The organism is Micromonospora sp. WMMD961 (genome assembly GCF_029626145.1).
Classification (GTDB): Bacteria; Actinomycetota; Actinomycetes; order Mycobacteriales; family Micromonosporaceae; genus Micromonospora.
In genome coordinates, this window is sequence record NZ_JARUBJ010000002.1 from 2178428 (window position 1) to 2204634 (window position 26207).

28 protein-coding genes and 1 tRNA gene are annotated in these 26207 nt (G+C 67.2%); 18 read left to right on the plus strand and 11 right to left on the minus strand.

From position 1 onward, the window contains the following. Positions 1–19 precede the first annotated feature (19 nt). Positions 20–901 (plus strand): hypothetical protein, encoded by an 882-nt coding sequence (locus O7614_RS10355; RefSeq protein ID WP_278138239.1) that lies wholly within the window; start codon positions 20–22, stop codon positions 899–901. A 70-nt stretch (positions 902–971) separates the two neighbouring features. On the opposite strand, the gene O7614_RS10360 is transcribed toward O7614_RS10355, so the two are convergent. The 3 genes from O7614_RS10360 to O7614_RS10370 form a co-directional block, all read right to left on the minus strand. Beyond that, positions 972–1151 carry a DUF4236 domain-containing protein gene (locus tag O7614_RS10360; RefSeq protein WP_124770697.1) on the minus strand — a complete coding sequence of 60 codons (180 nt, stop codon included), beginning with the start codon at positions 1149–1151 and terminating at the stop codon, positions 972–974. Between the two features lie 190 nt (positions 1152–1341). Continuing rightward, positions 1342–1797 carry an Rrf2 family transcriptional regulator gene (locus O7614_RS10365; RefSeq protein ID WP_030333674.1) on the minus strand — a complete coding sequence of 152 codons (456 nt, stop codon included), beginning with the start codon at positions 1795–1797 and terminating at the stop codon, positions 1342–1344. 7 nt (positions 1798–1804) lie between these two features. Then, a complete protein-coding gene (locus O7614_RS10370; protein WP_278138240.1) occupies positions 1805–2785 on the minus strand; it encodes an AraC family transcriptional regulator in 981 nt (326 codons plus the stop codon). Positions 2786–2988: 203 nt separating this feature from the next. Here O7614_RS10370 and O7614_RS10375 point away from each other — a divergent pair, with 203 nt between their 5' ends. Further along, complete coding sequence (locus O7614_RS10375) at positions 2989–3765, plus strand: glucose 1-dehydrogenase (RefSeq protein WP_278138241.1); 777 nt, start codon at positions 2989–2991, stop codon at positions 3763–3765. 115 nt (positions 3766–3880) lie between these two features. On the opposite strand, the gene O7614_RS10380 is transcribed toward O7614_RS10375, so the two are convergent. Further along, positions 3881–4312, minus strand: a complete 432-nt coding sequence (locus tag O7614_RS10380; protein ID WP_007457244.1) for an SsgA family sporulation/cell division regulator — start codon at positions 4310–4312, stop codon at positions 3881–3883. 273 nt (positions 4313–4585) lie between these two features. On the opposite strand from O7614_RS10380, the gene O7614_RS10385 reads away from it, so the two are divergent. From O7614_RS10385 to O7614_RS10395, 3 genes are all read left to right on the plus strand, one after another. Beyond that, positions 4586–5164: a TIGR02611 family protein gene (locus tag O7614_RS10385; protein WP_278138242.1), complete on the plus strand. Its 579-nt coding sequence runs from the start codon at positions 4586–4588 to the stop codon at positions 5162–5164. A gap of 51 nt (positions 5165–5215) precedes the next feature. Beyond that, a tRNA-Val gene (locus O7614_RS10390) sits at positions 5216–5287 on the plus strand. A gap of 252 nt (positions 5288–5539) precedes the next feature. Then, positions 5540–7474: an RHS repeat-associated core domain-containing protein gene (locus tag O7614_RS10395; RefSeq protein ID WP_278138243.1), complete on the plus strand. Its 1935-nt coding sequence runs from the start codon at positions 5540–5542 to the stop codon at positions 7472–7474. 800 nt (positions 7475–8274) lie between these two features. Here O7614_RS10395 and O7614_RS10400 read toward each other — a convergent pair. Both O7614_RS10400 and O7614_RS10405 read right to left on the minus strand, forming a co-directional pair. Further along, a complete protein-coding gene (locus tag O7614_RS10400) occupies positions 8275–9306 on the minus strand; it encodes a hypothetical protein (protein WP_278138244.1) in 1032 nt (343 codons plus the stop codon). Positions 9307–9562: 256 nt separating this feature from the next. Beyond that, the gene (locus O7614_RS10405) at positions 9563–10540 is read right to left on the minus strand and encodes a hypothetical protein (protein ID WP_278138245.1); all 978 of its coding nucleotides are present in this window, start codon (positions 10538–10540) and stop codon (positions 9563–9565) included. A 167-nt stretch (positions 10541–10707) separates the two neighbouring features. Between O7614_RS10405 and O7614_RS10410 the strand changes: the two genes are divergently transcribed. After that, positions 10708–11103: a hypothetical protein gene (locus O7614_RS10410; protein WP_278138246.1), complete on the plus strand. Its 396-nt coding sequence runs from the start codon at positions 10708–10710 to the stop codon at positions 11101–11103. 1073 nt (positions 11104–12176) lie between these two features. Here O7614_RS10410 and O7614_RS10415 read toward each other — a convergent pair. Continuing rightward, on the minus strand, positions 12177–13445 hold the full coding sequence (locus tag O7614_RS10415; RefSeq protein WP_278138247.1) for a hypothetical protein: 1269 nt from the start codon (positions 13443–13445) through the stop codon (positions 12177–12179). Between the two features lie 341 nt (positions 13446–13786). On the opposite strand from O7614_RS10415, the gene O7614_RS10420 reads away from it, so the two are divergent. Both O7614_RS10420 and O7614_RS10425 read left to right on the plus strand, forming a co-directional pair. Further along, the gene (locus O7614_RS10420; protein ID WP_278138248.1) at positions 13787–14110 is read left to right on the plus strand and encodes a PadR family transcriptional regulator; all 324 of its coding nucleotides are present in this window, start codon (positions 13787–13789) and stop codon (positions 14108–14110) included. Between the two features lie 3 nt (positions 14111–14113). Next, positions 14114–14635, plus strand: coding sequence for a PspC domain-containing protein (locus tag O7614_RS10425; RefSeq protein WP_278138249.1), 522 nt, complete (start codon positions 14114–14116; stop codon positions 14633–14635). Between the two features lie 169 nt (positions 14636–14804). On the opposite strand, the gene O7614_RS10430 is transcribed toward O7614_RS10425, so the two are convergent. The 3 genes from O7614_RS10430 to O7614_RS10440 form a co-directional block, all read right to left on the minus strand. Further along, positions 14805–15089: a hypothetical protein gene (locus tag O7614_RS10430; RefSeq protein ID WP_278138250.1), complete on the minus strand. Its 285-nt coding sequence runs from the start codon at positions 15087–15089 to the stop codon at positions 14805–14807. Between the two features lie 697 nt (positions 15090–15786). Beyond that, positions 15787–15924, minus strand: coding sequence for a hypothetical protein (locus tag O7614_RS10435; protein WP_278138251.1), 138 nt, complete (start codon positions 15922–15924; stop codon positions 15787–15789). 997 nt (positions 15925–16921) lie between these two features. Beyond that, entirely contained in the window at positions 16922–17344 is a 423-nt protein-coding gene (locus O7614_RS10440) for a DUF6308 family protein (RefSeq protein WP_278142216.1), read from the minus strand. Positions 17345–17470: 126 nt separating this feature from the next. Here O7614_RS10440 and O7614_RS10445 point away from each other — a divergent pair, with 126 nt between their 5' ends. After that, a complete protein-coding gene (locus tag O7614_RS10445; RefSeq protein WP_278138252.1) occupies positions 17471–18031 on the plus strand; it encodes a sigma-70 family RNA polymerase sigma factor in 561 nt (186 codons plus the stop codon). A gap of 11 nt (positions 18032–18042) precedes the next feature. Beyond that, positions 18043–19020, plus strand: a complete 978-nt coding sequence (locus tag O7614_RS10450) for a hypothetical protein (RefSeq protein ID WP_278138253.1) — start codon at positions 18043–18045, stop codon at positions 19018–19020. Between the two features lie 87 nt (positions 19021–19107). Here O7614_RS10450 and O7614_RS10455 read toward each other — a convergent pair whose 3' ends face one another. Then, positions 19108–19626, minus strand: coding sequence for a transposase (locus tag O7614_RS10455; RefSeq protein ID WP_347404397.1), 519 nt, complete (start codon positions 19624–19626; stop codon positions 19108–19110). A 391-nt stretch (positions 19627–20017) separates the two neighbouring features. Between O7614_RS10455 and O7614_RS10460 the strand changes: the two genes are divergently transcribed. From O7614_RS10460 to O7614_RS10495, 8 genes are all read left to right on the plus strand, one after another. Beyond that, positions 20018–20197: a hypothetical protein gene (locus O7614_RS10460; RefSeq protein WP_278138254.1), complete on the plus strand. Its 180-nt coding sequence runs from the start codon at positions 20018–20020 to the stop codon at positions 20195–20197. A 464-nt stretch (positions 20198–20661) separates the two neighbouring features. Next, positions 20662–21246 carry a hypothetical protein gene (locus O7614_RS10465; protein ID WP_278138255.1) on the plus strand — a complete coding sequence of 195 codons (585 nt, stop codon included), beginning with the start codon at positions 20662–20664 and terminating at the stop codon, positions 21244–21246. Between the two features lie 358 nt (positions 21247–21604). Continuing rightward, positions 21605–21994, plus strand: coding sequence for a hypothetical protein (locus O7614_RS10470; RefSeq protein ID WP_278138256.1), 390 nt, complete (start codon positions 21605–21607; stop codon positions 21992–21994). Between the two features lie 85 nt (positions 21995–22079). Next, positions 22080–22877, plus strand: a complete 798-nt coding sequence (locus O7614_RS10475; protein WP_278138257.1) for an ATP-binding cassette domain-containing protein — start codon at positions 22080–22082, stop codon at positions 22875–22877. Further along, on the plus strand, positions 22874–23635 hold the full coding sequence (locus O7614_RS10480; protein WP_278138258.1) for an ABC transporter permease: 762 nt from the start codon (positions 22874–22876) through the stop codon (positions 23633–23635). Before O7614_RS10475 ends, O7614_RS10480 begins: the two co-directional genes overlap by 4 nt. A gap of 42 nt (positions 23636–23677) precedes the next feature. Further along, complete coding sequence (locus O7614_RS10485) at positions 23678–24454, plus strand: MerR family transcriptional regulator (protein ID WP_278138259.1); 777 nt, start codon at positions 23678–23680, stop codon at positions 24452–24454. A 318-nt stretch (positions 24455–24772) separates the two neighbouring features. After that, a complete protein-coding gene (locus O7614_RS10490; RefSeq protein WP_278138260.1) occupies positions 24773–25030 on the plus strand; it encodes a hypothetical protein in 258 nt (85 codons plus the stop codon). 22 nt (positions 25031–25052) lie between these two features. Continuing rightward, the gene (locus O7614_RS10495) at positions 25053–26015 is read left to right on the plus strand and encodes a DUF389 domain-containing protein (RefSeq protein WP_278138261.1); all 963 of its coding nucleotides are present in this window, start codon (positions 25053–25055) and stop codon (positions 26013–26015) included. Positions 26016–26207 lie beyond the last annotated feature (192 nt).

Here is a 26207-nt window from a genome sequence, read left to right on the forward strand (position 1 = left end):
CTTAGGGTAGAACGGACCGATGCCGACCGACCGGACCACCGATTTCCTCCGCGAGCTGCTGGTCCGCCAGTTGACGACCTGGCTGCCCGCAGCCCTGCACCGCTCCCGGCGGGCCACCGTCGCGGTCGCGGGCGCGGACGTGGGCAGTGTGGAAGCCGCGCTGCGGCTGGTCGCCGCGCACGGCGACCAGGTGCGCGGCCGGCAGGTGACGGTGCTGGTGCTGGCCGACAACGCCGCCCTGCCGGCCCGACTCGGCCCGATCGAGGCGGAGTTGCCCGCCGAGGTCACCGTGCACCTGTTGTCCGGTGACCCCGACCGGCTTCCGGTCGCGGTGAAGGCCGCCGGGGCGGCCGGCGCCCCCCTGTTCTCCTTCGTGGACCTGCCCGGCGTGGTGACGCCGAAGCTGGTCACCGCCGCTACCAACGGCCGTGCCGGAGAGCTGCTGTTGCACGCCGGTGACAGCGCTCGCGAGGCGCTCGTCTCTGCCGGCTTCCCGCTGGTCGCCGAGGTGGCGCCGGTGCTGCCGGACGGGGAGGCGGCCGGTGTGGTCGCGTTCGGCAGCCGCTCCGACCGGAGCCTGGAGGCGGTCCGCGACGTGCTCTGGGCGGTCGGCGCGGATCTCGACGTGCACTACCGCGACCCGGCCGACCCGATGGGCGCGACTGTCGACGTGGCCGCCGAGCCCGAACTCGAACCGCTGGCCCGCGAGCTGCTTGCCGAACTGCGCCGGGGCGGTTCACGGCCGGTCACCGAGCTGCGCCGGCACACCCTCACCGCGACCGTCTACCGTGCCGCCGACGCCAACCGGGCACTCGCCGACCTGCTCGACGCCGGTGACGTGCGACGTGAACGCGAGTCCGGGCGGCTGGCCGGCGACGAGATCATCTCCCTGGCGCGCTGAGCGTCCCGCCCCACAGACGCCGAGCGGGGTGCCGGTGAATCACCGGCACCCCGCTCGACCCCCGGGATGTCTACGACCGGGACTTGTCCTGCTTCCAGGACAGCGGACCCGGCAGGTCGACCCGGTGCGCACGCGCCCTGGAGTTCCAGGACCAGCGCCCGATCTTGATGCTCCACGAGGAGAAGCCGTTCTCGGTGAAGTTCAGGATGATCGGACCGTACTTCTTGCGCTTACGAAACATGAGGCCCATCGGAGGTCTCCCCTCGTCACCGTTCCCTGCCGTGTCGCGATCGAACTTGCCCGAACGGGCAACTCTTGAAACCCTCTCGCCGTCCGCCCTGGACAGTGCCGACCCGGCATCCACAGTCCCTGTTGACCAGACGGGTGTCGCGGCACGTTCAGCGCCCCGGCGGTGGTCGCGACGTCGTGACGCGCGACGGTCAGCGGGGCTCCCAGGCGTCGGGCAACGCGGTGAGCTTGCGGACGTGGGCGGGCAGCCGACCGCTGACGATCTCGGCGAGGCTCACCTCGTCGACGACCCGCCGCACCGCGGCGCGCACTGCCACCCACAGGCCGGGCAGGTTCTCCGCCGAACCCTCGTAGCGGGTCTCCTCGGGGCGCAGCCCGCGTACCCCGGCCAGGGGGCCCTCCACGGCGCGCAGCACCGCGCCGACGGTCACCTCGCGCGGCGGACGCGCGAGGGTGTAGCCGCCCTCGGCGCCGCGCTGGGCCCGCACGATGCCAGCCCGGCGCAGGTCCGCCAGGACCGCCTCCAGGAACTTGCGGGGCATGTCCTGCTCGGCGGCGATGGCCTGGGTGGACAGCAGCGAAGGGTACGCGGTGGCGAGGCTCAGCGCTGCCCGTACCGCATAGTCGCCGCGCGCGGAGATCTGCACCCTGCCATCATGCCCGGCCGGCACCGCCTGCCGGCGCGGTGGGCGACCCGGGTCGCATGGCGTGACCGCCGTTCGTCGAGCCTCCGGCGCCGAACCGGCCTCCGTTGGCACCCGTGGGCTCGGTCGGCGGCCGGGGCCGGACCACCCGGGCGGCGGGTTGATCCCGCGCGGTGCGGAACGCGCCGGGGCTGACCCCGACCTCGCGGGTGAAGAAGCGGCCGAAGTTCGTGGGCTCGGAGAAGCCGAGATGCCGGCCGATCTGGGCGATCGGCTGGTCGGTCGCGGCGAGGAGTCGGCCGGCCTGCAACGCCACCCGCTCGTCGATGACCTGCTTGGCGCTGCGACCCCTGACGGCCAGGCAGGCGCGGGTCAGGGTCCGTACCGAGCAACGGAGGCGGGCGGCGTAGTCCTCCACCCGGCGGGTGTGCGGGTAGCCGTGCTCCACCTCCCGGCGGAACCGGTGGAACGTCTCGTCCTCGGGTCGAGGCGTCGACCGGTCGGCGTTCGCCAGGGCCAGCCGCAGCAGCAGCACGGCGAGTTGGTGGCGGAGCAGCGCACGGGCGGTGGGGCTGTGGGAGTGCCGTTGGCAGTCCACCGCCAGCTGGCTCACCTCGCTGATCACCGCGTCCTCGTCCTCACCGGCCAACTGCCGCCAGGTCACCGGTGTGTCCAACTCGACGCCGAAGCCGCGCAGCGCCTCTGGTTCCCAGGCGACCACGCTGGCGTCGAACTGTCGACCGGCGCAGCGCAGCACCTGGCCGGCGCGGACCCGCAGCAGCGTGCCGGGCCGGCAGGGCAACGGCTGGAAGTCGAGTTCCGCGTCGCCGTGCCCGCGCGTGGTGAGGATCAACAGCTCCCGCTCGACGATCACCGGCCGACGCCAGCGCGGGTCGGTGGAGAGGTCGGCCAACGCGAACGTGGCAATCTCGTCGGGGACGGGTGACGCCGTTCCGATCGGTGGCGCGGGGGAGGGACCGGTGGAGACCATCGCCTGCGACGGTAGCCCGAACCGCAGGTCATCGCATCCCGATCGACGCGCGCGGCGAAACCCGCGCGTCGATCCGGGCTTGTCGCGGTCCTGGTGACCGGGCTACGTTACCCGGCGGTAGCGCCGTCCGGTCCGCGGTCCGTCCGGCGCACCGTCGGCCACCCGAGCGGCCGGCGGCCCCGCCGACTCGCGATGGGATGGGCATGACTCAACTGTTCTCGGTCGAAGGCAAGACGGTCCTGGTCACCGGCGGTTCGCGAGGGATCGGCCTGATGATCGCCCAAGGCTTCGTCCGGGCCGGAGCGCACGTGATCATCTCGTCCCGCAAGGCCGACGTCTGCGAGGCGGTCGCCAAGGAACTCTCCGCCGAGGGGCGCTGCGAGGCCATGCCCGCCGACCTCGGCACCGATGCCGGCGCCGAGGCGCTGGCCGCCGCCGTGCGCGAGCGCTGCGACCGGCTCGACGTGCTGGTCAACAACGCGGGCGCCACCTGGGGCGCGCCGCTGGAAGACTATCCGGAGGCCGCGTTCGACAAGCTCTGGGCGGTCAACGTCAAGGCCGTCTTCCGGCTCACCACCGCGCTGCTGCCGGCGCTACGCGCCGCCGCCACCGCCGACGACCCGGCCCGCGTCATCAACATCGGGTCGATCGACGGCGTCCGGGTGCCGTTCATGGAGGTGTACGCGTACTCGGCCACCAAGGCCGCCGTGCACATGCTCACCCGCAGCCTCGCCCACCAACTGGCCAGCGAGCAGATCACCGTCAACGCGATCGCCCCCGGCCCGTTCGAGAGCAAGATGATGGCGTTCGCACTGGACGACCCGGCGAGCCGGGCCGCCATCGAACAGCAGGTGCCGCTGGGCCGCATCGGACGCCCCGAGGACATGGCCGGCACCGCCATCTACCTCGCGTCGCGCGCCGGCGCGTACCTCACCGGCGCGGTCATTCCCGTCGACGGCGGCATCACCACGCACGGCTGAACACCGGCCGGCCCGGGGCGGGCTGTCCGCGTACCCCCTGGATGTGTGCCGGGGCCGCGCGGACTCGGCAGATCCGCGCGGCCCCAGGGTTGGCCGGTGTTGCTCGTTCGGGCGGTCAGCGACCGGCGAGCAGCCGGTTCACCGCCGTGTCGACGTCCAGGTGCTCGGCCTCGCGACCGCGCGGAACGACGACGTAGGTCCGTCGAAGGAAACGCACCAGGACGCTGCGCGGCACCTCGAAGAGGGCGTTGCCGTCCGGTGACGAGAGGGCCAGCGCGACGAAGTCGCCACGCGGTGTGGCCCAGGGCCAGACCCGCACGTCCCCGATGCCGGCCGGCTCGTCCAGGCCGGTGACCAGAAGTTCGCGAGCGAACGACCAACTCACCGCCTCGCCCCCGGCCGATTCGGCATGGAACAGGACATGGACCGCATACGGGTCAGCAGGGTCGTAACGCAGACTGGCACGCACCGGCAAGGCGGTGGCGTCAGGTGCGACGAGCCTTAGCGACGTCTCGACCTCTACGGTCGTCGGTCGGATGACACTCATGGACGTTCTCCCCCCGGCACCGCTGCGGAACGCGCGTGTCCCGCTTTTCCCATACTCAGGTGCTACTCCTGGCTACGCTCCGCCATACGCTGACTTCACCCAGTGGTGGGAAGGGGGACGGAAAGGCCACGTGAATGTGAGGATTCATGTAGGATTTCCGGTTCTGCCCAGTGCGTGATCCCACCCGGTATCGGGTGGCTCAGTCGTCGACTTACTCCGGTAACGTCCAGTCGGGCGTTGCAGTGACGGGCCCGAGCGACACTGGGGGGTGAAATGGTGGCGAAGCGATCCTCAGTGGATCCGGCGACAGCGCCCGGCCCGCCGAACGTCGCGGTCCGAGTAGCCGAAAAGCGGGGGTACGAAGTGCCGATGGAGCAGCCCGAACGGGCCGATCGGCCGGGGCCCGATGCCGGCCGTGCCGGTGGGATCCTGGTCGTCGCGGACCGGTCACGCCGCCCGCGCTGGCGTGAACGGATCTCGATGACCCTCGACCTGATCCGCGCCAACCCCACCGGCCGCATCGCACTCAAGATCTTCATTGCGATCGCCGGGGCGCTCGTGGTGACCATCGGTATCGCTCTCATCCCGCTACCCGGCCCGGGTTGGCTCCTGGTGATCGCCGGGCTGGGCATCTGGGCCGTCGAATACCACTGGGCACGCCGGCTGCTCGGCTTCACCCGCCGACACGTCCACGGCTGGACGCAGTGGGTGACGCGACAGTCACTCGCGGTGCGAATCGTGCTCGGCTCCGTCGGTCTCGTCTTCGTGGCCACCGTGGTCTGGCTGTCCCTCAAGTACAGCCTCGGCATCGACGTGATCGCCGCCGCGATGCACTACCTCGCGACGCACTGACCCCCGGATTTCCGGTCCGGTTCCACGATCGGGTAGAGTCAGTGGCGCTGAGGGCGATTAGCTCAGTGGGAGAGCGCTTCGTTCACACCGAAGAGGTCGCTGGTTCGATACCAGCATCGCCCACTCTCAGTCTCTGCAGGTCAGAAGCCCGTTGCCGGAGTAGCCGGTAACGGGCTTCGCCGTATGCGCCGCTTACATTGGGAGCAGATTGGGAGCAGCGGTGTGCGGTGCTCGCGGCGATGACCCGAGGCAGGCGTGTTCTGACGCTGACCCCTTTCCGGACTGGATCGGGTCGGCGGCTTCTTGGGTTGCGGCGATGCAGGGTTTGGGGACGGTGTGGTCCGGCGGGCGGGCGGTCGCGGACCCTTGCTGGCTTTGGCCAAGGGCAGCCTCCCGGCAGAAACCACTCGATACGCCTACGTGGCGGACCTCAGTCTGGTCAAGTCGTTCAGTGGTCTCGCGGGCTACGTCTACGAAATCTCCTACGACGCCTACAGCCGGGTGCAACTGCAGACCCTGGGCGCAGGCTCGAACAGGGCCACCGTCACCAACATCTTCGACGACCACACGTCGCGGCTGAAGAACCAACTGGTGAATCGATCCACGACCCTGCCGAAGGAGGTCGACGAGCAGGCGTACGACTACGACCTCGTCGGGAACATCACCCGCAAGACCAGCAAGCGACTCGGCGCCACGACCCCGGCGGAGACGCAGTGCTACCGCTACGACGGCCTAGCCCGACTCACCGAAGCCTGGACCGGCACCGACGCCTGCGCGACCGCACCCACCGACGCCAACAAGTCAATGGTCGGCAATACCATCGGCGCGGGCAGCGCCTACTGGACCAGCTGGCAAATCGACCTCATCGGCAACCGCAGCCAGCAGATCCAGCACAACCTGACCGCCGGCGGCGCCGACACCAAAACCATCTACACCTACAACGGCAACGGACAGAACAAGCCCCACACCCTGACCTCCACCACCACGACCGGCGCGACCACCGCCACCACGTCGTACGCCTATGACAACGCCGGCAACACCACCGGACGCAACGCCGCCCAGGGCAACCAAACCCTCACCTGGGACGACGCCGGCAAACTCACCACGGTCACCGGCGGCACCAGCGGCAACAACACCTTCATCTACGACGCCGACGGCAACCTGCTGCTACAGAAGGAACCCGGCAAGAACACCCTCTACCTACCCGGGCAGCAACTCACCCTCAACACCGCCACCAACGTCGTCACCGGTAGCCGCTCCTTGGCGCTGCCCGGCGGTGGCACCGCCATCCGCACCGGCAGCGGCACGGCATATACCTTCGCCATCGCCGACCACCAGGGCACCCCGACCCTCTACCTCGACAGCACCGCCCAGAACCCCACCTGGCGGCAATACACCCCCTACGGCGCACCCCGAGGCGCCACCGTCGCCACACCCGACAACCGCGGCTTCCTCAACAAACCAATGAGCCCAACCGGACTCACCACCGTCGGCGCCCGCTCCTACGACCCCACCCTCGGCCGCTTCATATCCGTCGACCCACTCCAGGACGCTGCCCAACCACAACAGTGGAACGGCTACTCGTACGCCAACAACACACCCGTCACCTCCAGCGACCCCACCGGGCTGATCCCTGCAGACTGCTTGGAATTCGATTGCAGAGGCTACGACCCACGACCAATCGCGCCGGATGACAAGACTCGCGGTGCAGGCGGTTGCCCGCGCGGCTGCGGCACGACTGCCAACATCAACTGGGGGCGGATGAACGGGAAATCCTCCACCAAGAGTGGGCGTAGCAAGACAACGGACGCAGAAGATCTCGTGACTGCCTTCGCTGCTGGGAAGGGCGGCGAATACAGGTTCACCGACGACGACTTCTTCGCGGAGCAGTTGCGTAAGGACCGGTTCCTTCAGGACGGGTTGTCGTTGATTAGGGGTCAGATCGAGGCGGGCAAGACTGAAGGGGATTTCTATAAGAGTCTTGGCGAGTCGGATCAAATTCCAGGCGCGGTGATAGACTATTTCATTATCGCCGAGTACCTAATGGTGGGGGAGACTTCCGCGAATCTTGAACGTGCAATGGTTGGTTCCTATTACGTTACATGGACAACAAGTGGTGTCGGGTCGGATGGTCAGTTCGATGTTGAGCTTGTGATTACGAACCGCACTAGCGTAGCGTCGGGGACGCGCATTCCATACTTTGGTTACCAGGATTGGTATAATAAATACTTCTCCAACCCCATCCTTCCGATGCTTGCTAAGCACTACCGAACGCAAACCCAGACGGTCGTGCTTCACGAACGGGTGTGACCGGAATTCTGCCCAATATCGAATTGTTTGCAATCGGGAAATATTCAGAAGCGGGTCCTTAATGAGTAAGAGAGTAGTTTTCGCGCTCGCTGGCGGAACTCTGTTAATTGCGGCCACTTTTGGGATTCTTGGTCGGAACGTCTGGCAGCCCATTCGAGAAGACTCCCTGTGCGGTGTCTTTAAGTCTCCGCAGGGTGGTGCAGTGGAAATTTCCTCCAGCGGAGACGCTACGGTATCGAATGCAGTTTCCGGCCCGAGTGTCAATGGAGTCGCGAAGAGCGTTTCAGGTCGTGGGACTATCAAATTGGGAGAAAGTCCAGCTGCGGAGGGTCAACTGGCCATCGATATGGTAGATGCCAGAATGACGCTGGTGCTGAATGCTCACCGGACCTGGCGGGGTGACGTCGTTCTTTGGCATTATATCGACGATCCAGACATCAACAAGAGAGAGAATTTTTATAGGGTTTCGACATGTTGAATGACGTATTGGGTGATGAATTCTTTACACCCGCTTGCCTGAGTCGTAGTGTCGCCGCATTCACGACTAGCCTGGGAATTCGTATTCCGCATATCGCGCCGGACTGCCATTGAGGCGCGGTCTGGCGCCTTGCGCTTCTAACGCGCCAGCGGGGAAATTCTGGCGGGTGCCACGGTTGCCGGGTCAGGAAGTGTGCTGAGAGTCATGACACGGCTGACCTTCGCCTGGGAGTCGCCCGGCTCGTCAGGCTCGCGCTGACATAGCCGGTTTCCAATTCAGCAGCAGGAGCCTGATGTCGCTCTCGGGCAACGGCAGGGCCCATTTACGATGAACCTATTTGCGCACCGACCGGCCCCGGTCCGTGGATTGTCAATCCCTCGAGCGCCTCACCAATTGCTGTCGAAAGTGAGCCCCTGGCACGTTGCCCGAACGCGCGCCGACCCTCCTGTCTCCGACGCGGTGGAGGTTGCAGGGGCCTGCCGCTCTTGCCGGGAGCTGCGGCGCATCCTCGCACTGATCCTGCGTCGTCGAGGTCAACGTCGGTGCTGGCCTCGAAGACGTCCGGCGGCCATGCTGCATGGGCGTCGATCGCCGCCAGCGCCGCCCGCTCGTCCTCACTGGCCCCGTGGACCTCGAAGGACAGCGCGTCCGATCGGTCATAGCTCAGCGCGACGCAGGCGGCGGGGCCGTCGACCGCCAGCCGCGCCACGGCGTCCGAGATCAGCGTGAGGAATGCGTCCTCGATGGCCCGGCACGCTGCTCCGAGGTCGAACCCGGCCGGGGGCCGCTCATAGCGCACCTCGGACCTCCCGCCCGCGACCTCGACGACGCGGACCAGGCCGCGGTCGTCGTGCTCGGCCGTCAGGACCGAAGGTGCCCGGCCGTCGTGCTCGATTTCGACGCGGCTGATCCGCCCATCGGTGTATGCGTATGACTCCCGTCCCGAACCGTCCCGCGCGACCGTGTCGGCCGAGCGCATCAATCCTTCCGCGAGGCGGTACTCGTGCAGGTATATGGGCCCGTCCGTATCGAAGTGCGCCGCCTCGACCACGTCGCCGTCGTGGCTGACGAACGTCTCGTAGTACAGGCGACCGTGAAGAAAGCTGCTGTACTCCTCGATCACCACCGCGCGGCCCTCGGCGTCGAACCCGGTGCGCAGAACATCCCGATCCACCGGCGGCCTGGCGTGCAACCGGCGACCAGCCTTGAGCAGGTCCCGTTCGAAGTGCAACGGACGAAGATCAAGGCTCGGCCAGGTGTGCCAGTCCCAGCGCCCGACGAGCGCGGTCGCCGTGCTCTTTCGGGAGTCGTACTCGCCAGCGAGCTGGGCGAACCGCGCAGCAAGATCGGACATGTCCGGGATGCTGCTGGTCGCCTCGCCCGACTGGCTGCCGCGGACATCCGGATCTGCCGCAGGTCGCGCGCTTGCGGTGACCGTACGCTGGCCCCCGAGCGGGCCAGGCGGAAGCTCGAGGGTTGATGATCTGGCCTCGCTATCGGCCACCGCGCATCTCTGCCCAGTAGTGCCTGCGTCAGATGTAGTCCTCATCTTCGACGAAGTGCATGTCGGCGCCCGTCCCCACGTGCTTCAGGGCGGCAAACGAACTTGGTCAAGGGAGTTGGGTGCGTGCGGCGAGGGCGGGGTGCCGTTCGAAGCCGTGGACCGGGGGCAGGGGCAGCAGGCGGGCGACTTCGTCGTTCTTACGGCGGCTGCCCAATCCGGCGCTGAGCTGTTGGAGGGTGGGATGTGCTGCCAGCACGGCGACGTCGGACGGCTGCAGCTGCGGCATGTCGGCGATGGTCAGCTGAGTCAGGGCGGGTGCGGTCAGCAGCGGGGTCAGGTCGCTCAGGCCGTTCATGGTTTCCAGGTGCACCCGCGTCAGGTGCGTGCAGTTGCCGAACGACGGCAGGGCGGCGACCTGCTTGAGCGCCTGGAGGAACAGGTACTCCAACGTCGGGATGTCCGCGATGGGGGTGAGGTCGTGCAGGCCGCGAACCATCCACAGCTCCAGGTACTGCAAGGCCCCCACTTCGGGCAGCAGCGCAAGGTCGCGGGTTCCGCCGAGCTTGAGGTCCAGCGCCCGCAGCCGGGTCAACGGCACCAGCAGCGACAGGTTGGGCAGGGTGATCGAGCGTAGGGTCAGGCTGGTGATGGTGCGCAGGTGGCCGATGACTTCGATGTCCTTGCTCTGCCCCTCGAGGTAGAGGCGCTGCAGTTCGGTGAAGCGGGCCAGCGGAGCCAGCGACAGACGTTTCTTGGTCTGACCCAGTCCGAGGTACGTCAGGTCGGCGGGTAGGTGGTTCAGGCCAGCCAAGCTGACCAGGGTTCGGTAGCTGCGGTCGGCGTGGAACGCGCGGAGCGTGGGGAAGAAGCGAAGGAAGTCCAAGTCCGCCCCGGTGCCGTCAGCGAACGCCCGCAAGGTGACCGCGGGGTAATCACGCAGCCAATCCCCCAGGGTCTGGAAGTCAGCATCCGACAGAGGATGACCGAACTGCACCACTTCGCACCGTGGATCCAGCGGACGCAGCATCTCCTCGGTCAGCGGTGATTCGACCTCGCGGATCATCGGCTCAAACAAGCGGACCACGCCGACATCATGCCGCACCTGTTCCGGCCGGCTCCTGCGCACCCTCGCTCCAGACGGGCCGGCGCATATCCCCTACTGCCGCGAAGCGGATGCCATTCGTGCGCGGAAGCGACGTTGTCGGCTCCTCGTTCCGGTGTGGTCGGGATCTTGGGGTAGGTTCCGACGCCATGACAGAGGATCAACATGTACGCCGGGCCCGTCCGTTCTATTGGGGGGCCATCTACATCAGCGACGCCGATTGCGAGGCGGACTTTGATATTGATTTCCACAACGGCGAGGGCCCGGTGCTCTCAACGGCTTCCCATGTTGCTGTTGTGGTCGTTCATGCCGGGTCGGTCGACGAGGGGGAGGCTGACGTCATCCTTGATGTCCGGGTGACGTCTCTGCGGGTTAACGATTTGCCGTACGAAGTCGCCTTCGAGGTTCCGTCGGGACGGCTCTATATCGGTGATGCTGACGACAGCGACGAAATTGCGCTTCAGCCGGGTCGCTGGTTGCTGCAGTTCCAAGTAGACGACGCGGCTGAAGCGCAACACGTGGAGCTGGTGATGTCACCGCTCTGACCAGGCGTCGTCGGTTTGCAGTGCACAGATCTTGGCCCCGTGCTTCCTGATCGACCGATGCGGCTGCGGAAGCAAGCGCTGGTGCCAATCAAGGCACTGGACGGGTAACTCGCGATTGGTCGCCGGTCGCCGGTCGGTGGTCGGGTGCGGGCCCGGTTTTGGGGGAGCAGGTTGGGAGCAGCGGGGTGCCCTGAGCGGCCTTGAACTGCGCCCAACGGTGCCGAAGGGCGCTCAACCGCACCCACCGCTGCCTGCGGCTCTACGTTGCAGCAGGTCAGAACGGGTGCGGCGTCCTGTTTCACACCGAAGAGGTCGCTGGTTCGATACCAGCATCGCCCACTCTCAGTTTGTGCAGGTCAGAAGCCCGTTGCCGAGATAGTCGGTAACGGGCTTTGCCGCATGTGCCGCTTACATTGGGAGCAGATTGGGAGCAGCGGGTCTGGTCTCGGTAGTCCTACGGGGTTCACAGGGGGCAGTCCGATGCCCCGGTCGTTCGATCACTCCGTCCAGATGCCAGCTCCCGCCGCATCATGAGGGTTGCGAGTAACAGCAGCTTCGCGGCTGCACTGCAGCCAGGTGATCTGCGGCGCGCCCTGGCCGCGCGGTGCCACCGAAGTCGGCCGGGCGGAGGTCCAAGACGGGCCCGGCGCAAGGTATGGCGAAGCAGGGGCTGGCGTGCTCTGGTTGATCAGCAGGACACCCGCTGATTCGTATTGTGCATCGTGGTCATCACCTTCTCGATGTGCTGTGCGTTCGAGGATGAGGGTCCAGAGTGCGAGCGTCACAGCGTGAACCGTCCATGGTGTCTAGAAAGAAGGTGAGCCATCAGGTCCGGCCATTAGACGGGAAGTTGTGGTCCGGGCGGCGGGCGTAGATCGTGTCGGCCGTGTGCGCCAGCGTCAGTCTGCTGGCCTGACTGCACGCTCGCGGTACGACCCTCGAAGCTGGCCGGTAAGCCGACATCGACGACTGGACAACCGGCGGTCCCAGCGGCCGCCACAACGCAGCCGCGATCGTAAGCTGGGCCGTGCGCCGCCGTCATGCCCAGGGAATCGCATGGCCTTTCGAAGTGATCACCGTGCGGGTGTTGTCCGCGGCAGCTCACGAAGTTCGCGGAGGATGTCGCGGACCGCTAGTAAGCGCGGTGCGGCAGGGGCGAGTTCGTCGTGAAGTCGGTGTAGCAGAGCGACGCTGCGCACGGAGCTGACGGCGGGTAGGCGGCCAAGGGCGAGGCGGGCTGTGCTGACCGCGAGGTCGAGGTCACCGGCGGCGTTGTGGGCGAGGCTGAGCCAGGCGCCGTGGCGTAGCGCGGAGCGTTGCGGGGAGTCGGTGGGACTGGTGTGCGCGCGGGGGTAAAGCAGCCGTTCAGCTTGGCGAAGGAGTCTTGGCCGTTGAATCGGTACCCGCTCGGCCAGTACGACGAGGCCGCGACCGGTGATCGCGTCCAGTTCGACCCGATCGATGTACGACGCCCACCGGGGTAGCGGGGCGTCGGGGGCGGTGCCGAGGAGTGCGAGGGTGTTCTCGCGCATGTGGAAGAAGCTGGTGAGGTCGCCGGCGACGGCGTGGGCGAGGCTGCTGCGGGCGGCTACCAGTGAGCGGACGGCCGGCGGGGTCTTTGCCGCTGATTCTTGGGCTGCTGAGGCGAGTTGCAGGGCGTCGAGGGCGTGGCCTCGGTCTGCAGCTTGGTTGGACATGAGGGCCAAGATGCTGGCGGCGAGGCCGGGATCCCGAGCGGCGTGCGCGGCGCGTAGAGCGGTGAGGTACCAGCGTTGGGCGAGGCCATCCTCGTTGGCATCGAACGCCATGAACCCGGCGGTCTGGGCGAGCTGCGCTAGTGCGGAGGCGAGGCGGCGGCCGGCCTCCGCGTTGTAGGACGCGCGGCGCAGGAGCCGGGCTACGGCGCTGAATTGGTCACTGACGAATTCGCGGGCGGCGCCGCCCTGGTGGTCGTCGAGCTGTTGTGCGTGGGCGACGACGGTGTCGATCATGTCCAGTAGCGGCGGCGTGACGGGTCCGCCGTCTCCGGCAGCCGCGATCAGGTTTGGGTTTGGCTGGTGAAGCGCGCTCCAGGCGTGGGCGGTGAGCGCGGCGCCGGTGACAGCGATGACGGTGCAGATTGGGGGCAGGTTGGCGAAGAGGTCGCCTCGACCGAAGTGCTCACCGACGCCGGAAAGAGACGAGGACTCTGACCTGCCGTGATGAAGTTGAGCGGTGCGACGTGACCTCCCAGTAGAGGTCGAATTGGTCAGGCATGTCGTTCCGGGATCGCTGGCGTCGGCCGGTATCTCGAGTCGCCTAACGCTGTGCCTGTAGGTCTGCTGTAGATCGATCTGCGGCATTGTGGCGAGCCTGCTGGAGTCCGTCACGGTTCCGTCATCTGAGACGCCGATCCCACGGGCAGCGACGTGACGAGGCCCTTCAGTCTGGAGACCTCTTCGGCGAGTCCGAAGGCGTCAGCGCGCTGGCGCCGGCAGAGGTGGTAGAGCCGCGTCCGCTCATGTCGAAGAGCGGTCATCGACTGGAAGTCCAGCGCATGCCCCGGATACCTAAATGCTGTAGCGGCCGCCGGTGCTGCCCCGGTGGATGTGAGGGCCCGGCGTGGCCAGCCGTCGGCCTGCGGACCGGAGCCCGCGTGAGATCCACATTTGCGATAGGTACCTGGCTGTGCCAAGGTAGCAGCATGCAGTCCGATCCAAAGCTCGTTGCGTTGCGGCGCGGCCTGCTCGAACCACTCGTACTAGCTGCCGTCGAGTCCGAGCAGCGGTACGCGGCGGAGATCCTCGCCGCGCTACAGGAGGCAGGCTTCCCCGCCCAGGAGGGGACGCTGTATCCGCTGCTGAGCAAACTCCGGCGAGACGGGCTTGTGCACCACGAGTGGCGTGAGTCGCCGTCAGGGCCGCCCCGGAAGTACTTCTCCCTCACCGATACCGGCAGCGGCCAGCTCGCCGCGTTCCGCGAGTACTGGACCGAGCTGACCCGCATGATCAACACGATTGGACGATGACCCATGGACGAGCGGATATCCATCCGCCTCACCGGGCATGTCGCGGCCTTTCCAGCCACCAGCGAAGCACGCGACGCCCTGCGGCAGTACCTCGATGATGCGCGACGCGCGCTGCGATCCGACCCGGACGCTGACGAGATCGTCCGAGACCTCGAGTCCGCGATTGGCGACCGTTTGAGCACTCTCACGGGCTCGGGCGACGACTCGCTGACCGGTACCCAGATGGCAGAGATCCTGGCTGAGCTCGGGCCGGTGAGCCCAGCACGCCCCTCGCCGCCTTCCGCCGAGGGGAGGCCGCGTGGCCGGTTCTGGTGCCGGATCAACGAGGGCAAATGGTTCGGCGGCGTCTGCCTCGGCATCGCGGCATACGGCGGGTTCCGCGTCGACTGGGTACGAACCGTCGTGCTGCTGCTGACCATGCTCACCGGTGGACTACTCGCCGTGGTGTACCTGGTCCTGCTGCTCGTGCTCCCCGTCGTCCCGACGGTCACCGACTATGAGCGCCAACGGGACGCACTGCGATAGACCTGAACCGAAGCGCATGGCGAAGCGGGACTCCAAGCTCCGCTGTTGTCGATCAGCAAGCCACCTTGCCACACCCCACCAGGCCTGCCAGCGGAGCTCACCACTACCGAACATGCACTCTTCTGCCGCAGTGTGCGCGCGGATCTGCTGCAAAGCGTTCACGGGGAGGTCAGTCGAACCAGTTGAACAGCAGGTCACCAAGCCGACCCGGACGGTGGTAGGCGACATCGCGGCGTTCTTCGTCGGTAAGCAGCCGGAGGGACCGATCCTCGATCGGTTGCTCCAGCTCCGCCGGGGTGGCGACCCGCAACCCCGCTCGGCGATAGATCTCCCGGCCTGGGACGGCGGCGAACACCAGATTGATCAGATAAGGATCTCGCTGTTGAGCTGCAGCGGCCAGGGCGACGGTGGCGTTGAGAAGAACGCGCGACGGTTGGTGGTCACCGAGTCGCACACCGATCCGGTAGTAGTTCCGGCCGACTGTTGGATCCTCGACGAGGTGGTGACTGCGCCACCTGCTCCTCTGATGCTCTCGTACACCGGGGCCAGCCAGGTGGCACACAGCGCCGGGTCAGGCCGCGGTGTGGTCACTCCGGCTCTCAGCAGATCGACGATGGGCACGCAGGGCATCATCCCGCATCGCAGCCGTGTCTCCACAGCGAAGCCCGCAGACGAGCGCCTCCGGTTGGCGCCCGCTGCCGGGCATTCGGATCTGCCACAAATCGTTCGGTACCCAAGGTGAGGCGGCTACCCGGCAACCTGGGCGTCACTCGGCCCGGCGTTGACGCGGAACTGGAGTACGTCCATGGCCCGGGGCAACAGGATCGGTGGATCCGCTTCTCGCATCGTGAGGAGAGCAGAAATCGCGCCACGAGTGAGGGCCGCATCGATCGCCCGCTGCGTCTCGGGCGGAAGTGACTCCCAGGTGGCCTTGGCGGCACAGAGGTAGCAGCGCTCATCGGCATGTTCCGGGAGACAATTCGCATAGGGTTGGCCGCAGCCCGAGCATCGGTAGTCGATCATGAAGCAATTATCGTCCTGCGGGCGCGTCGAGTCGGGCTCCAGTCGCACTCGGCGCCCCGCCTGGTCCGCCTTCACGGTGGCGACCTCTTCTAACGCTGGCCCCCTAGTCAGGCTGAATCGTGAAGTAGTCACTCGATGCCCGGAGCGACGCGGACGAACGCACCAAACGGCACCACTCCGACGACCGGCCCGCACAGCACCTCGCCGACCCGCTCCGCGAACTGGACCAGAGGATCCTCCTGCAACGCCTTCAGGGACAGCCGCACCTGTCCACGGGTGGCGTCGAAGTCGAGCCCCTCGGCGGAAACCTGCCTGCGTGCACACCACCGGCGGAGGATTTGAGAAGCAGTCCCAGGTCAGCTCCGGGATCCTGATGAACCCTGTGCCAGGCGAATTGGCCGGATCTCCTTCGAGGCGGACGATGACGCTGAAGTGATGGATCTTTGAGATGACTCCCCGCACTGCCGTGCCGCGCTCCGGCTCACGTACAGACACGGCAGAGTTATAAGGCCGAGGTAGCGGTCTGCGGCGGCCCGGTGCGATCCCGGTTTGGGGGAGCAGGTTGGGAGCAGCGGGCTGCCCTGAACAGCCTTGAACTGCGTGCAACAGCTGATCGTCGTCGGACCGCCGGGGTCGGGAAAGACCGCGTGAACGGTCCTCAACTACGCCCACCACTACCTGCGGATTCTCGTTCCCGCAGGTCAGAGTCGGTGCGGCGTCCTGTTGCCCGCGGAGTGCTCCGCGGTTTTATGCAGCAGTCGGCAACGTTCTATGTCACCTGGTGGGGGTGTGCGCAGGTCAAGGCGGTAAGGAGCTGCCAGTTGCTCCGGCATTGCATGTGGGAGCAGATTGGGTGCAGGCTGGCGAAGGGGTCTCCACGCCCGAAGTGCTCACCGATGCCGGACAGAGATGAGGCGCTTTCACCTGTGGTGATTGAGATCGAGCGGTGCGGCGTGACCTCCCAGAGAAGACCGAAGTGGTCAGGGTTCGCTGCTTCCCGCCTGGCTGGTGCCAGCTGCCGTCGGGGACTCGCTGACGTCGGTCAAGAGGGGTGCCGCCGTAACGACGCATGGCTTTGACTCCCGCCGTGGTGGCGTCGATGTGGTTCCGAGGGATGAGACTCGAATCCCACCAGCAGCGCGATGACCAGTGCTTCCTGCTCGGTGACCTCTTCGGCGGATCCGAAGGCGTCAGCGTTGACGCCTCGCGGCGGCAGCAGAACGGTGTCCACACATTCCGATGAGCGTACATCGGCGCGCACGGTCAGGCAGTCGTTGCCGGCCACTGGGCGACGAATGCTGCGCCGGGAATCCTGGCGCCGATGAGCAGACCGATGAACTCGTCGAGCGTTACTTCGAGATCGTCGTGGCCGGTAAGTTCGTAGTGCTTGTTGACGATCCTGTCGTCAGCCAGGCGGACCGTGTCCAAGTCCGCCTCGCCGCTGAGCCAGATCGTGACCTGAGCGAGCCACGCCGAAGACCCGTTGTCGTCAGCGATGAGTGCCCGGATGGCGAGCGGGCGCCAGGAGATGTTCAGCAACATGGTTGCGAGCAGGTCGTCGAGGGTCAGCACACCAGGGGGATTCTCGCCGACCAAGTCGAATGACGTACCGGCGAACGGCCCGTCGGGGCTGAAGTAGGCGGCGACGAGCCCGTCGACGCCGGGAACGGCGAGCGCTTCACGGATCCGGGCTCGGACTAGATCCTCAGCCTGTACCGCGAAAGCATGCCACGTCGGAGTTCGTGGAGCAGATCACGTTCGACCGGTGATGAGGTTCGCGTAGGGTTCAACCCCTTTGTCACCGCCAGCCTCATGATCAACAGAAAAACCTTCCGTGGGGGTAAATGGATTGGGGCGCTGATGCGTAAACCCCGTGTGGAACGAGAACGGACGGACTTCGCAGACTTCTATCAGCGGTCCCGAGACAACTGCCTGCGCGCCGTACTAGCTGGTACGGGCGATCGCGCGCTGGCCGAGGATCTGGTCGCTGAGGCGTTCGCGCGAGCCTGGGCCTCCTGGCCGAAGCTGAGCCAGCATCCGGCACCGGCGGCGTGGGTGGTGCGCACCGCCCTCAACATCCGGGTGTCCTGGTGGCGGCGACGCCGGCGGGAGGTGGCCCTCGACGGCCACGAGCGACCGTCTCTCATCGAGGACGATCTCGACACGGATGACGCCCTGCTGGCGGCCGTTCGCCGGTTGCCGCGGCGGCAGCGTGAGGTGGTCGTGTTACGTATCTGGCTCGACCTGGACACCAGGTCCGTGGCTGCGGTGTTGGGCATCTCCGCCCAAACCGTAGCCGTCCATCTGTCCCGTGCCACCGCAACCCTGCGGGCGCAGCTCGCGCCCGCAGCCCGTGAGGAGATTCGATCATGAACGACGATGAGGTGTGGGACGCGGTGAAACAGACCCTTTCCGACGTAAAGATGGATCGCCCGGTCGAGGCGATCGAGCAGCGCGGCCGGGCCCGGCGACGCAAGCGCCAGGTGCTTGGCCTGGCCGCTGGCGGCGGCGTCGCGGCCGTGGCCGCCCTCGCGCTGGCCCTGCCGATGGCCACGGGATCCGGTACGGCCCCGGCTTCGACCGGCCAGGACAATCACGCCGGGGCCGCCTCCCTGGCACCGGCAGGCAACACCAAGCTCGTGTCCCTGGCAGCCAACCTCACCGCAGACAGCGCCTCACTGCCGGGCGACGCGTCGCTGATCATCGAGAAGGTCGATGTCCGTCGGGGCACCGTGCCGTCTCGTACCCGGTACCACCTGTACACCGACAGCGGCGAGTACTACTACACCGAGGTCAGGAGCGAACTCCCGCGGGTGATCGCTCGTGGCGAGAACCTCGGCAACGGCTTCCACACCCGGGGGGTGGCGGCGGCGCGGTACGCGGTAACCGGTGACCTCGCCGAGGCCCGGGAGCAAATGATCAACTCGGTGTACGACGAGGGAAAGCCCCCTGCCGACGCCGAGCAGGACCGAATGGAGATCCTTCGGCAGAAGGGGGTCGTAAACCCGTCTCCGCTTACCGATGAGGACCGGGAGAGCATCGCCGCCAACCACCTCTGGGTTAACAGCGTTGACGTGCTCTCCGCAGGGGGAGGCGACCCGAAGGTACGGGCTGGCGTGCTTCGCCTGATCTCCACTATCCCCGGTGTCACCGTCGTGGATTCGACGACCGGCGGGCAGCCCACCCTGACCATCACCGCGAGCGTGTTTGGGGACGACACCCAACAGGTGCTGACCATCAACGCCGAGAACGGGGTACCGATCAGTTCCACGATGGACTCCCCGGAGACGGGAACCTCCTTCGCGGGAACCTTCAAGGTCTCCCGCGTGACGGTGGCCGACATCAAGGCCGGCAGGTTCTGACCCTCGGTCCTGCACCGTGCGCGCCGTCCGCCCCTCTTGGACGGCGCGCACGGACCGCGCCTATCCGGGCGGCGCCGCTTGGTCGCGCTACATCTGGGCGATCAGTGGCTGTGCCTGCGCTTCGAGGCTGTACCCGTTCTCCCAGGGGAACCGGTCCTGCTGGTCGGGCCAGACGAGCTCCGCGGCGACCCGGCGCCGCGTCTTGCCGACCGTGTCACGGGGTCGGACCGTGGCCAGCAGTGCCTTGGCCTGGGCGGCGGACAGGCTCTTCTTCGCTCCACCGGGGATCAGTTCCAGCAGCAGTTGGTGCAGCTGGGACACCATCCGGGTGTGATCCTCACCAAGTGAGCGGCACCGGTCGACAAGGATCCGCAGCAGTGCCAGCTGCTCATCGTTGACCACTGGGCGCAGCCCGGCCATGCGGGTGCCGACCAGCGCGATGGAGTGGGCGTCGGTGGCATCAGTCTTGCGGCCCTGACCGGTCGCGAACACCCGCGCCCTGGCGGACAGCTTCGGTGGGACGTCGAGGACCTGTTCGCCGTCGACGAGGAGCCGGTTGGCGACGTGTCGGCCGATGCCCTGGCAGCCCTCGATCGCCCACCCGATTCGGCCATTGCCTGGCGTACTTTCTCATCGCCGCGTAACCGTCAATGCCGGTGTCGAAACGGCCACCACCGACGATGGTCTCGTCGCCGGCCATGACCTTGAACGTGGCGGAGCGCTTGTGCGGCTCCATCCCGATGACCACACGATCTGAAGTGCCACTCACCGCGTCCTCCGATGCTCGATCAGCAGTTGTCGAGCCGGGAGGGCAACGCTACTTCGAGCAGAGCAAACCCCTCTTGAGCCTCTCCCCGCCCGGGGGCGACGCCCGGGCCGCGCAGGCCAAATGAGAGCCACACGACCAGCGTGGGCAGCCGATGAGAGAGCGACAGCCCGGACGCCTGAACCGAAGCCTGGCCGGGCCACGGTCGAAGGTCAATGAAACAAGTAGCCGATGAGCGTGCGTTTCACCACGATCATTTCGGGCCGACCTGACGGCCGAGGGGAAGCGAAAAGTGCTGGCGCCCGGGCTCAGGCCCTAGTCGAGGCATCGGACGCGGACGGCGATGTGCTGTGGCTGACCGCCCGTGTCTCGGTGTATGACCTCAAGCTCGACTCGGTGCCGGTCCATTGAGACGGGGTCGTCCTTCTCGCCGGCCAGGCAGGTTGGATAGGTGCCGTCGTGGTGCGATGTCCCGTTCACGTCCTGCCAGCTTTCGGCGATCACTGAGTAGATCGTGTCGCCATCGAAAGGGCCCCGCGGGGCCCCGTCAGCCTCGAAGGCGATGAACTTGGTCTGGTCATTCGACCAGGTGACCGTCCCAGCGAGCAGCTCCGGCTTGGCGGTGTGCGGATCGTCGGCAAGCTGGGCTGCCCCGAAGCCGCCGATCAGCCCTATGGCGATCAGCGCTAGACACCAAGGGCGCCTGCGCGGTGATCTGGTTCCGGCTGGTCGACCAGCGTGGTTACGTAGCCTCGTTCTGCGAGGACGAGATCCGGCTTGGGGTCGACGAGAGCTCGGGGAATGGCTTCAACTCGGAGCAGCGGGTCGCCTCGAGCGCGTTCCAGGTCGGGCAGACGCACCGGACCGGCATCACCGTGCACAACGGCACGGCCCAGGTGACGGTCGACGGCACGCCCGCTGTGAGCATGCCTGTCACCGACCCGCAGTTGGTCGCGGGCCGGGTCGTGCTCGGAGTGCTGAACGATGCGACCGAAGGGGACGCCACAGTGGCCTTCGCGAACGTCGATCTTCGGTCACCGGTGGTGGGTCAACCGGCGCACTTCACTGATCCGACGAATGGCTCCAGCCAGTCGATGGTGGAGCTTTACTCGTACGATCCGGTCGCGCGTTCCGCGGTGGCTCAGCCGGTGCTCGTGATGGCCAGTGCGGACTACTGCAAGCAGTTCAAGATTGACGCGAGCGATATCAGGTGCAGCGACCCGTACCAGATCGTCGAGAGCCACACGAAGGTGACGATCCCGGTCCGGTCCGCGCCGAAGCTGACGTCGTGGGAGAACGTCGGCGGCGGGGACGGCATCGTCTCGGTGCACGCCGGCGCCGGTCACTCCATCTCTGCGTCCAAGTTCACCGAGTGGCTGGCCGGGAAGCAAGGTGGCCTGGTCGCGATCACGACCACCAATGGCGAGGTCACCACGCTGACCAAGATTGACAACACCTGACCCGGTTGCGTCGCGGTCCCGGTGACCGGCGTGTCTGGGTCGCCGACCCGCCCCCGTGCAGGCCACCGAACCGATCCCGCAGGAATCACCCGGCAGCGCACTCCTCGGCCCTCGCCTGGTCCTCCCGTTAGCGCGGTCGCCGTTATGGCGGCGTCAAAAGGCGGGCGGTGGCCGTAGCGGCTGCGTGAATTCGTCGATGGTGGGCAGCGGATCGGGGTTGGTATGGGCGTCGAGGGTTCGAGATGCGAGCCCTCAACGTCGCAGGAGGCGCGTGGTGACTGCCGATGGGGAATCATCGACCGCGGTAACGCGGGCACGGACACCGACCGGCGTCAGTGTCGCCGGGGGGTGGGCGGTGATGATCGCCGCAGCTCTGCTGGCCGCGGCGGCGTTCCCACCGGCCGACCTGCCGGGGCGGGCGTTCGTCATGGCCATCGCCGCCGGCGGCTTCGCGACGGTGGTGGCCGACCTGCGCGCGGTGGCGGCGGTGACCGGGCTCGGTATGGCGACGTTCGTCGGCTTCCTGGCCAACCGATTCGGCGATCTGACCGGCGCCGCCGACGGCTGGTCGTACGCCGCGGTGATTGTCTTTGCCAGCGTGCTCGGTGTCGGTTACCGGGTCATGCGGTCGGTGCCGCCGGCAACCGCCCGTGATGCGGCGGACGGCGCCGTTACGCCCGGCCCTCGGCCGCCGTACGCTGCCGTGCCGGTCGGGTCCGATCCGCGGGAGGGTGATTTCCGGATGTGACCGTGGCCGGTGACCGATGCCACGGTCACGCCGGCCTGTCAGCGGCTTGACCTTGACGCAGCGTCAACCCCGCATGCTGGTCGTCATGAGCACTCCGGTACCAACCAGCGGCATCGAGCAATCCGCGATACACGTTCACGGCCTGGAAAAGGCTTTCGGGCAGGTGACGGTGCTGCGCGGCGTGGGCTTAGACGTGGCGCGGGGCAGCATCTTCGCCCTGCTCGGCTCCAACGGGGCGGGCAAGACCACGGTGGTGAAGATCCTGTCCACGCTACTCAGGGCGGACGCCGGGACCGCCCGGGTCAACGGCTTCGACGTCGCGGCGCAGGCTGCCGAGGTGCGCGAGTCGATCAGTCTCACCGGGCAGTTCGCGGCGGTCGACGAGATCCTCACCGGACGCGAGAACCTCGTCCTGGTCGCCAAGCTCAGGCACCGCAAGAGCCCGGGCGCCATCGCGGACGACCTACTGCGCCGCTTCTCGTTGACCGAGGCGGGCAGCCGGCGGGTGGCGACGTACTCCGGTGGCATGCGCCGCCGTTTGGACATCGCGATGAGTCTCATCGGCAACCCACCGGTGATCTTCCTCGACGAGCCGACAACCGGGCTGGACCCGGAGGCACGCATCGAGGTGTGGCGGGCCGTCAAGGACTTGGCCGAGGACGGTACGACCGTACTACTCACCACCCAGTACCTCGACGAGGCGGAGCACCTCGCCGACCGGATCGCGATCCTGCACGAGGGCCGCATCATCGTGAACGGCACCCTCGACGAACTCAAGCAACTCCTCCCACCCGCGACGATCGAGTACGTCGAGAAGCAGCCGAGCCTGGAGGACGTCTTCCTCACCCTCGTAGGTGCAAAGAAGGACAAGGAACAGCGATGAACAAGCACTTTTTCGGCGACACCGTCGTTCTCCTGGGACGCTCGCTGCGCCACATCGCCCGCAGCCCGGACACCATCATCACCACCGCGATCATGCCGATCGCCTTCATGCTGCTCTTCGTCTACGTCTTCGGGGGCGCGATCGAGACCGGCACCGACTCGTACGTGAACTACCTGCTGCCCGGAATTATGGTCATCACGATCGCCTCAGGCATCTCCTATACCGCGTTCCGGCTCTTCCAGGACATGCAGGGCGGCATCTTCGAACGGTTCCAGTCCATGCCGATCGCCCGTTCGTCCGTGCTGTGGGCGCACGTCCTGACCTCACTGGTCGCCAACCTGATCTCGCTCGTCGTCGTCATCGGCGTCGCCCTGATCATGGGCTTTCGCGCGGGGGTGGGCGTGCTGGGGTGGTTGGCGGTCGCCGGCATTCTGCTTCTGCTCACCCTGGCGCTGACCTGGGTCGCCGTGATCCCCGGGCTCACCGCGAAGACGGTGGACGGAGCGGGCGCGTTCTCGTACCCGCTGATCTTCCTGCCGTTCGTCAGCTCGGCCTTCGTGCCCACCGAGTCCATGCCCGGCCCGGTGCGTGCCTTCGCCGAACACCAGCCGGTGACCTCCATCGTCAACGCGATCCGGGACCTGTTCGCGCGACAGCCGGTCGGCACCGACATCTGGATCGCCCTCGCCTGGTGCGTCGGCATCCTCGTCCTCGCGTATCTGTTCGCCAACGTCACCTACCGTCGCAGGATCTCGTGAGCTGGCGTACCGGACAGGGTGGGTGAGAGCAGGATTCAGGGCATGCTGACGATCAGTCAACTGGCCGCGTACGCGGGCGTCACGGTGCGAGCCGTGCGGCACTATCACCAGATCGGGCTTCTACGCGAGCCGGAGCGCGACGCGTCGGGCTACCGCCGCTACGGTGCCTCGGCGGTCGTGTCCCTGATCAAGATCCGCACTCTCGCCGACGCTGGCGTGCCGCTGTCGAAGATCAGCCAGTTGCTCGACGCCGATGCGGCGGCCTTCTCCGAGGCGGTGCAGCGGATCGACCAGCGCCTGTGCGAGGACATCGAGCGGCTGGAGGCCAGTCGCCGGCAGATCGCGCAGCTCAGCGCCGGGGACAGTCTGTCGCTGCCCTCGGAGGTGGTCGGGTACCTCGATCGGCTTCGGGCCATCGGGGTGTCGGAGCGGCTGGTGGAGGCCGAACGGGACGGGTGGATCCTGGTCGCGGCGCGCTGGCCCGATCAGCTCGTCGAGTGGATGCCCGCGAAACTCGCGCAACTTGACGATCCGCAGGTCGTGCGGCTTTACCTGGTCCTGTCGGAGATCTTCGACAGTGACCCGGGCGAGGAGGCGTTGTTGGAGGAGGCTGCCGACATCATGGCCGCACTGGCCGAGCAGGCGTACCGCTCCGGTGACATTCCCGCCGACGAGGACATGCAGGGCGACCTGCCGGACTTGCTCGACGCGCTCGCTGTCGAGACCGATCCACGGGCGGAGCGACTGCGGGACCTGATGCGCGCCCGCGGCTGGTCCGGGTGGACCCGGATGGAGCGGCTGACTGAGCCATCCGGCTGACCTTGCGAACAGCTTCTTCCAACGCCTCGGCCAATTCACCGGCCGCCGACCCGCGGTCGTTGCCCTGGCCGCGGGTGGAGTCATGATCGCATTGGCGCTGGGCGTGTTGGGCCTGAAGATCGACTACGACCAGGTCGCGCAGTTGCCCGCCAACACGGAGTCGGCACGCGCCCTGGACGACCTGAAGGCTGGTTTCCCCGCCGGGCCCTCAACCCGACCACCGTCTGTGTTCGCGCCGACAACAACCAGCGCCTCGGCCCAACGGCACTCACCGGCTACGCACAAGCACTGGCACAGGTGCGCGGGGTCGGGAGCCTGATGCCCGCACCCGACGGCAGTCCCGCCACTGTCAGCTCGGACGGCGCCGTCGCTCAGATCAACCTGCTGCTGAACACCAGCCCGTACTCCAATGCCGCTCTCGACCTGGCCGGTGACGACCTCCGGCGGGTGGCCCACGCCGAGGCCCCGGACGGGACGACCGCGCTGGTCACGCGCCGGCAACGACCCCCGTACCTCGGCAGCCTTGGCGGACGGAAGACCCGGGCTGGCGCAGCTTGGCGGGCCGGGCAAGGATGATCACTCGGGAAGGAGTGGGTAGGTGCTGCATCTGAGGGTGATCGTTCCGGTCGAACTGAGTGACATGGTGGTCGACCTGTTGTCGGGTGATCCCGCGGTCACGCACGTCGTCGTGCTTCCCGCGGCGGCGAAGATCCCGCCCGGTGACGTGGTGCTGTGTGACGTCGTACGGGAGGGCGCCGACCGGGTCCTGGTCGCGCTGCGAAAGCTGGGCGTCGACCGCAGCGGTGCGATAGCCGTCGAGAACGTCGACGCGGTGCTCTCCACCGCGGCCGAGCGCGCGGACCTCGCCGCCCCCGGCCTGGGCACCGACGCGGTGGTGTGGGACGAGGTCGCCCGCAAGACCGGCGAGGAGACCCGCCTGTCCGCCACCTACCTGCTCCTGATCACGCTGGCCACCGCCATCGCCGGGATCGGTGTGCTGCTGGACCAGCCGATCCTGATCGTCGGTGCCATGGTCGTCGGCCCGGAGTTCGGTCCACTCGCCGCGCTCAGCGTAGCGCTGGTCCGGTGGCGGATCGCGATCATCCGACAGTCCGCTGCGGCGCTGGTGACCGGCTTCCTGGTCGCGATGACGGCGACGGTGCTGAGCACCTGGGCGCTGACCGCCGCCGGACTGGTGAATCGGCAGACGCTGCTGGTCGAGCGCCCGATGACCGACTTCATCTGGCGGCCCGACGCGCTGTCGTGGGTGGTGGGTTTCCTGGCGGGGATCGCCGGGATTTTGTCGGTGACCTCGAACAAGTCCGGCTCGCTGGTCGGCGTCCTGATCTCGGTGACGACTGTTCCGGCCGCGGCGAACGTAGCCGTCGCGTTGGCCTACGATGTGCCGAACGAGGCGGCCGGTTCGGCTCTCCAACTGTTGATCAACCTAGCCGCGATCGTGCTCGCCGGTGTGCTGACCCTCAGCATTCAGCGGGTGTGGTGGGCGCGCGCCGCCGCACGGCGCGGCACCCCACCCGCAGACGGGCTCACGTCGGGTTGACAGAACCAGGGCATGTCGTCGCTCTGCTTCCCCACGAGCGGGTTCTCAGACTGGCCTCGCCCTGCGGTTCTGGGACTACTGGAGCATCCTGCTCTGCCGGCCGGACCCGCACGTCTGTCGCCGGACCGTCGTCTGTCGGGGTGCGGGGTATGGACCGTGAGCACAGGTTGAGGAGGTGGGGTCCCCGGGTGG